The organism is Curvibacter soli (assembly GCF_029211125.1).
Taxonomy (GTDB): domain Bacteria; phylum Pseudomonadota; class Gammaproteobacteria; order Burkholderiales; family Burkholderiaceae_C; genus Curvibacter_A; species Curvibacter_A soli.
Genome location: NZ_JARGEN010000063.1, coordinates 22,839 through 29,339, shown reverse-complemented (window position 1 = coordinate 29,339; position 6,501 = coordinate 22,839). Strand labels below are relative to the sequence as shown.

The window sequence follows — 6,501 nt, the reverse complement described above, 5'->3', positions numbered from 1 at the left end:
CCCCATCAATCAGCCATGCGACCCAAAACCAAGCATTTGTTTTAACTAAACAGTATTGGGCTCATACCTGAATTAGAAAAGACTGGGTATTGTCAACCAGGTCGAACTTGGTGATAATCACGGGTTTCCCTGAATTCTTGTTTCAGGGCGATTTGACGCGGCTTCGCGAATCCTTCCCTCTTCCTGGCGCCTTTGAAGGGGCCCGGCAGACTTTGACGGGGCGGGGTTTCCTGGGTGTCCCCTGCGGGCCAGAGCACTTTGAACCCTTATTCAAGGAATCCATCATGAAACGCACCTACCAGCCCTCCAAGATCCGCCGCGCGCGCACCCACGGCTTCCTCGTCCGCATGAAGACGCGCGGCGGCCGTGCCGTCATCAATGCGCGCCGCGCCAAGGGCCGCAAGCGCCTGGCCGTCTGACGCACGACGTCCCCATTCGGGACCGCAAAGCCCTGTCCAGGGCATCTGTGCGTGTGCAGCGGCTCAAGACGCGCCCCCAGTTCCAGGCAGCCATGGCGGCTGGCACGGTATCCCGCACGATGCATTTCGCACTCCATCGCCTGTTGCTGGAATCGGCACCGCCCGTCCTGCCCGGGGCCGCGGCGGCTGGCGCTCGTCCGCTGTTTCCCGCCGCCGAGCAGGAGCCCTGGCTCGGTGCCATGGTGCCCAAGCGCTGGGCCCGGCGGGCGGTCACGCGCAATGCCATCAAGCGTCAGATCTACGCAGCGGGCGCCGCTTTTGAAGGTGAGCTTCCCATGGCGGCCCACGTGGTGCGCCTGCGGGCCGGGTTCGACCGGCGGCAGTTCACGAGCGCGACGTCCGATGTTCTGAAGCGTGCCGTGCGCGAAGAACTGCATCAGTTGTTCCGGCAGGCGCTCGCAGGGTGGCAGCCATGATGCGCCGTCTGCTGATCGCGCTGGTGCGCGCCTACCGCCTGCTGCTCAGCCCGTGGCTGGGCTCGGCCTGCCGGTTCGAGCCCACCTGCTCCGCGTATGCGCTGCAGGCGCTGGAGCGCCATGGCGCGGTGGCGGGCAGTTGCTTGGTGCTGCGCCGGCTTGCGCGCTGCCATCCCTGGTGCGATGGCGGGCATGATCCCGTTCCCGCCGCGCCGCTGTTCCGGGGCCTGGCAGCCACCCCCACGCAACCATCTTCCCCTCCAAAGAAGTCCTCATGAACGACATTCGCCGCACCATCCTGTGGGTGGTTTTTGGTTTTGCCATGGTTTTGCTGTGGGACAAATGGCAGGTCTACAACGGCCACAAGGCCACTTTCTTCCCCGCGCCCGGCGTGGCCAGCGCCCCTGCCGCACCCGCGCCCGCAACGGCTGCCCCCGGTGCGGCCAGCGTGCCGGGGGGGGCCGGCGGGACCGCTGTCGCGCCCGGCGCGCCCGCGGCGGATTCGACGGAGCCGGGCGAGCTGGTGGAAGTGACGACCGATGTCTACAAGGCCACCTTCGACACCCGCGGAGCGACGCTGGTGCGGCTGGAACTGCTGCACCATGCCGACCAGGACGACCATGCGCGCAACGTGGTGCTGTTCGATCGCCATGAGCAGCACACCTACGTCGCGCAAACCGGGTTGATCGGTGGGCCCGGCTTGCCGACCCACCTGAGCCTGTTCCGCTTCGTCGGGCCCGAGCGCGCGCTGGCCGACGGCAAGAGCGACCTTGCGCTGCGCTTCGAATCCGCCAACGGCAGCGGCGTCACGCTGGTCAAGACCTATACGCTGCACCGTGGCAGCTACCTCATCGACGTGCGCCACGACGTCGCCAACGCAACGGCGGCGGCCATCAAGCCCGAGCTGTACCTGCAGCTCATGCGCGACGGCACGGTCAAGGGCAATACCAACATGTTTGCCGGCCCTACCTCGTATACCGGCTTCGCGTTCTATACCGACAAGAGCAAGTTCAAGAAAGTGGACTTCGCCGCCATCGAAAAGGGCAAGGCCGAGTTCGAGAAGACAGCCGACGACGGCTGGGTCGCCATGGTGCAGCATTACTTCGTCTCGGCCTGGCTTGACACGCAGAGCGCGCCGCGCGAGTTCTTCGCCAAGCGCATCGAGAACAACCTCTACGGCGGCGGCATGCGCCTGGCGCTGGCCGAGATCGCCCCCGGCGCCAGCACCAGCGTCAGCGCCCAGCTCTACGCGGGCCCCCAGGAGGAAAAGAAGCTCGAAGCGATCGCCCCGGGCCTGGAGCTGGTCAAGGACTACGGCATCTTCACCATTCTCGCCAAGCCGCTCTACTGGCTGCTCGACAAGATCCATGGCGTGCTGCAGAACTGGGGCTGGTCCATCGTTGCCCTGGTGGTGATGCTGAAGATCGCCTTCTACTGGCTCAATGCCAAGGCGTATTCCAGCATGGCCAAGATGAAGGCCATCAATCCCAAAATCATGGAGATGCGCGAGCGCCTGAAGGACAAGCCGCAGCAGATGCAGCAGGAGATGATGCGCATCTACCGCGAGGAAAAGGTCAACCCCATGGGAGGCTGTTTGCCCATCGTGGTCCAGATCCCCTTCTTCATCTCGCTCTACTGGGTGCTGCTGTCCACGGTGGAGATGCGCAACGCGCCCTGGATCCTGTGGGTGAAGGACCTTTCCACGCCGGACCCGCTGTTCATCCTGCCGCTGCTCATGACCGCCTCGTCGCTGCTGCAGACCTGGCTCAACCCCACGCCGCCGGACCCGATGCAGGCCAAGCTCATGTGGATCATGCCGCTGGCCTTCAGCGTGATGTTCTTCTTCTTCCCGGCGGGCCTGGTGCTGTACTGGCTGACAAACAACCTGCTTTCCATCGCCCAGCAGTGGGTCATCAACAAGCGGCTGGGCGTGCTCGGCAAGTAGGCCGCGAACGCTGCGCCGCAAGGGGCCGCGCCGACTGCCAGTCGGGCGGCGCAGTACACGAAATGACAAGCGCGGGAGAGCATTTTTGCAGCGCCGACAATAGCCCCCATGCCCGCCCACCATTCGGACCCCATCGCCGCCATCGCCACCGCGCCGGGCCGCGGTGCCGTGGGCATCGTGCGCGTCAGCGGGCGCGGGCTGGGGCCGCTGGTGCGGGCCGTGTGCGGGCGCGCGCTGAAAGCCCGCCAAGCCACCTACCTGCCCTTCCGCGACGCGCGCGGCGAGCCGATCGACCAGGGCCTGGCGCTCTACTTTCCGGCGCCCCACTCGTACACCGGCGAAGATGTGCTGGAGCTGCAGGCCCACGGCGGCCCGGTAGTGCTGCAACTGCTATTGGCGCGTTGCCTCGAAGCGGGCCGCGCCGCGCTGCCGGGGCTGCGCCTGGCACGGCCCGGCGAGTTCAGCGAGCGCGCCTTCCTGAACGGCAAGATCGACCTGGCGCAGGCCGAAGCGATCGCCGACCTGATCGATGCCAGCACGGAGGCTGCGGCGCGCAGCGCGGGCCGCTCCCTCTCGGGGGCGTTTTCGCAGGAAATCCACGCGCTGCGCGACGCGCTGATCCACCTGCGCATGCTGGTGGAGGCCACGCTCGATTTTCCTGAAGAAGAAATCGACTTCCTGCGCAAGTCCGACGCGCGCGGGCAGCTATCGAAATTGCAGCAAATGCTGCATGCGGTGATGCAGCGCGCGCAGCAGGGCGCGCTGCTGCGCGAAGGCATCAAGGTGGTGATCGCGGGCCAGCCCAATGCGGGCAAGTCGTCACTGCTCAATGCGCTGGCGGGCGCGGAACTGGCCATCGTGACGCCTGTCGCCGGCACCACGCGCGACAAGGTGCAGCAAACCATCCAGATCGAGGGCGTGCCCCTGCACATCGTCGACACCGCCGGCCTGCGCGTGAGCGAGGACGCGGTCGAGAAGATCGGCATCGCCCGCGCCTGGGAGGAGATCGCCGCCGCCGACGCGGTGTTGTTCCTGCACGACCTGACGCGCGTCGCCGACCCTGCGTATTGCAGGGCCGATGCGGAGATCGCCCGCACCCTTGCCCTGCAGCGCGGGGCCCGCACTCCCGTGGTGGACGTCTGGAACAAGTCCGACGCCGCGCCCGCCGGGGCGGATGCCGCGGCCCATGGGCTGCGCCTGTCCGCCCGCACCGGCGAAGGCCTGGCGGCGCTGCGCCGCAAGCTGCTCAACATCGCCGGCTGGCAATCGGCGGCGGAAGGCGTCTACATCGCCCGCGAGCGCCACGTGCAGGCGCTGCGGCGCGCGCACGCCCACCTCGTGGAAGCCGCCGCGCACCTCGATGCGCAGGCCCATGCGCTCGACCTGCTGGCCGAGGAACTGCGCCTGACCCAGAACGCGCTGGGCGAGATCACGGGCGAATTCACCGCGGACGATCTGCTGGGCGTCATCTTCACCAAGTTCTGCATCGGTAAGTGACATCACGCCGGGCTACCGACAATTATGTAAGTATGCGTTAACGTACTTGTGCAATTGCGCAGGCCCGGGTAACGTCGCGTCCACCATGAATGCGCCACTGGCAACACCGCTCAGATTCGACCTCCAAGGCCTGGTCGATGCCATCGCGACTGCGCCCGCGGACGACAGTCTGAACAACCCGCTGACGGCCGCGCAGTGGGACGCCCTGGCGGGCTACCTGCAGCCCTGCACGCTGGCGCAGGGTCAGGTGTTGTTCGCGCAGGGCACGCAGGACCGCACCATGTACTTCGTCGAAAACGGCAGCCTGAGCGTGCACATGGAAGACGCCAAGGGCCGCCTGCGGCTGGCGCTCGTCGGCCCGGGCTCCATCGTGGGCGAGGGCGCATTCTTCTCGCACCAGCCGCGCAGTGCGACCGTGCAGGCGGCAGCGGCGTGCAAGCTCTGGGGCATCACGCCCCTGCGCTTCGCCGAACTCTCCAACCGCCAGCCGGCCGTCGCCCTGGGGCTGGCCATGGGTGCCGGCGCGGTGCTGGCCAAGCGCCTGGGCAACCGCCGCCGGCGGGTTGCCGCAACCTGAATCCATGCTGCGGGCCGGACGCCCGGCGCGGCTGCGGGGTGGCACGCGACTTGCCTTATCCGATTGATTGAAATGTTTTTCCGGCATGCTGCGCACCGATGTCGGAAAAAGTCATCCATCCAACGCGAAAGGGTTGCACGGCGATGTCACTGCTCAGTTGGCTATGGGGGGGCAAGCGGGCTCTCAAAGCGAGTCATGGACTGGACCCTTCCGGATTATCGACAGCCGAGGCCACCCGGCCGCTGGCGCCCGGCAGCCACGGCAAGGCATGGGCCGATGCCGGAACCGCCGACCACGCGGCCAACCGCAAGGCCGAACGCATGGAGCGCCGCGAACTGCTCTACGCCGTGGTGCGCGACACCATGACGCGCGCGGGCGTGCTCTCCGCGAGCTACAAGTTCAAGGTGCTGTCGCTCGATGCGCATGGGCAGCAGTTCCTCGTCATGATGGACCTGGGCAGTGAATATGGCGGCGACACCGCGCGCCTGAGCGAGATCGAGGTGCTCATGGCGCAGACCGCGAAGGCGCGGCATGACATTCTTGTCACCGCGGTGTACTGGCGCAACAACGACCATGTGGCGGTGGGCAATCCGCAGAAGCGCGCGGTCCCCGGCGCGGCGGCGGCGGCACCGGCCAGCAGCATCGCCCGGCCCATCGCCGCCACGCCATCGCTGCACGGCGCCGCCGCACCCGCGGGGCCGCGCCCGGCGGCGGTATCCGCCACGGCGCGCTTCGATCCCATCGAAGCCGAGGAAGTGGCGGCCTTCAAGCGCGCCCTGGCCGGCGCCAACAGCGCCGCGGCACCCGTCGCCGGAGGCACCGAGGTACGCTCGGGCCCGCGCAACCCGCTGCGCAAGGATTTCGAGGACACCGAGATGACCGACCATGGCGAATCCCGGCCGCAGAGCCTCAGCACCACGCAGTACGGCGACCTGGTATAGGAGACGGGGACCTCTGGCGTGTGCAGGGCGCTCAATGCCCCTTGAAATCCACGAGCGTGAACACCGGCAGCCCGGTGTCGCGCAGGCGTTGCGAACCGCCCAGCGCGGGCAGATCGACGATGGCCGCGCCTTCCGTCACCACGGCGCCCAGCTTTTCCAGCAGTTTGCGGCCCGCCATCATGGTGCCGCCGGTGGCGATCAGGTCGTCGATGAGCAGCACGCGGTCGCCTGCCTGCACGGCGTCGGTGTGCAGCTCCATGGTGGCGCTGCCGTACTCCAGCTCGTAGGTTTGCGCCACCGTCGTGAAGGGCAGCCGGCCCTTCTTGCGGATGGGCACGAAGCCCACGCCCAGCGCGTAGGCCACCACCGCGCCGATGATGAAGCCCCGCGCATCCAGCCCGGCCACCAAGTCGGGCCGCAGCGCGCGGCCCATGTAGCGGTGCACGAAGGCGTCGATCAGCACGCGAAACACCTGCGGCTCCTGCAGCAGCGGCGTGATGTCGCGGAACTGCACGCCGGGCGCAGGCCAGTCGGGCACGGTGCGGATGTGGTGCCGCAGAAAATCCTGGATGCCGAGGTCGTGCATAAAAAAAGGTGCGCTGCGCAAAAGGCGCGCCGTCATGCGGATTGTGCACGGTATGCTGCT

At 67.3% G+C, this 6,501-nt stretch carries 8 protein-coding genes; 7 read left to right on the top strand and 1 reads right to left on the bottom strand.

Features of this window, described 5'->3' with window-relative positions:
• Nucleotides 1-284 precede the first annotated feature (284 nt).
• The 7 genes from rpmH to PY257_RS14130 all read left to right on the top strand — a co-directional run bounded on the left by rpmH (nucleotide 285) and on the right by PY257_RS14130 (nucleotide 5,855).
• A complete protein-coding gene (gene rpmH / locus PY257_RS14160; RefSeq protein ID WP_006299042.1) occupies nucleotides 285-419 on the top strand; it encodes a 50S ribosomal protein L34 in 135 nt (44 codons plus the stop codon).
• A gap of 92 nt (nucleotides 420-511) precedes the next feature.
• Nucleotides 512-895 (top strand): ribonuclease P protein component, encoded by a 384-nt coding sequence (locus PY257_RS14155; protein WP_419095720.1) that lies wholly within the window; start codon nucleotides 512-514, stop codon nucleotides 893-895.
• Nucleotides 892-1,173, top strand: coding sequence for a membrane protein insertion efficiency factor YidD (yidD, locus tag PY257_RS14150; protein ID WP_275742912.1), 282 nt, complete (start codon nucleotides 892-894; stop codon nucleotides 1,171-1,173). The genes PY257_RS14155 and yidD overlap by 4 nt, the downstream gene beginning before the upstream one ends.
• Nucleotides 1,170-2,840 carry a membrane protein insertase YidC gene (gene yidC / locus PY257_RS14145; RefSeq protein WP_275742910.1) on the top strand — a complete coding sequence of 557 codons (1,671 nt, stop codon included), beginning with the start codon at nucleotides 1,170-1,172 and terminating at the stop codon, nucleotides 2,838-2,840. The genes yidD and yidC overlap by 4 nt, the downstream gene beginning before the upstream one ends.
• Nucleotides 2,841-2,948: 108 nt before the next feature.
• Nucleotides 2,949-4,337: a tRNA uridine-5-carboxymethylaminomethyl(34) synthesis GTPase MnmE gene (mnmE, locus tag PY257_RS14140; RefSeq protein WP_275742908.1), complete on the top strand. Its 1,389-nt coding sequence runs from the start codon at nucleotides 2,949-2,951 to the stop codon at nucleotides 4,335-4,337.
• Nucleotides 4,338-4,422: 85 nt separating this feature from the next.
• On the top strand, nucleotides 4,423-4,914 hold the full coding sequence (locus PY257_RS14135; RefSeq protein WP_275742907.1) for a Crp/Fnr family transcriptional regulator: 492 nt from the start codon (nucleotides 4,423-4,425) through the stop codon (nucleotides 4,912-4,914).
• Between the two features lie 143 nt (nucleotides 4,915-5,057).
• Nucleotides 5,058-5,855 carry a hypothetical protein gene (locus PY257_RS14130; RefSeq protein ID WP_275742906.1) on the top strand — a complete coding sequence of 266 codons (798 nt, stop codon included), beginning with the start codon at nucleotides 5,058-5,060 and terminating at the stop codon, nucleotides 5,853-5,855.
• Nucleotides 5,856-5,886: 31 nt separating this feature from the next.
• Here PY257_RS14130 and PY257_RS14125 read toward each other — a convergent pair whose 3' ends face one another.
• Nucleotides 5,887-6,441 carry an adenine phosphoribosyltransferase gene (locus tag PY257_RS14125; RefSeq protein WP_275742948.1) on the bottom strand — a complete coding sequence of 185 codons (555 nt, stop codon included), beginning with the start codon at nucleotides 6,439-6,441 and terminating at the stop codon, nucleotides 5,887-5,889.
• Nucleotides 6,442-6,501 lie beyond the last annotated feature (60 nt).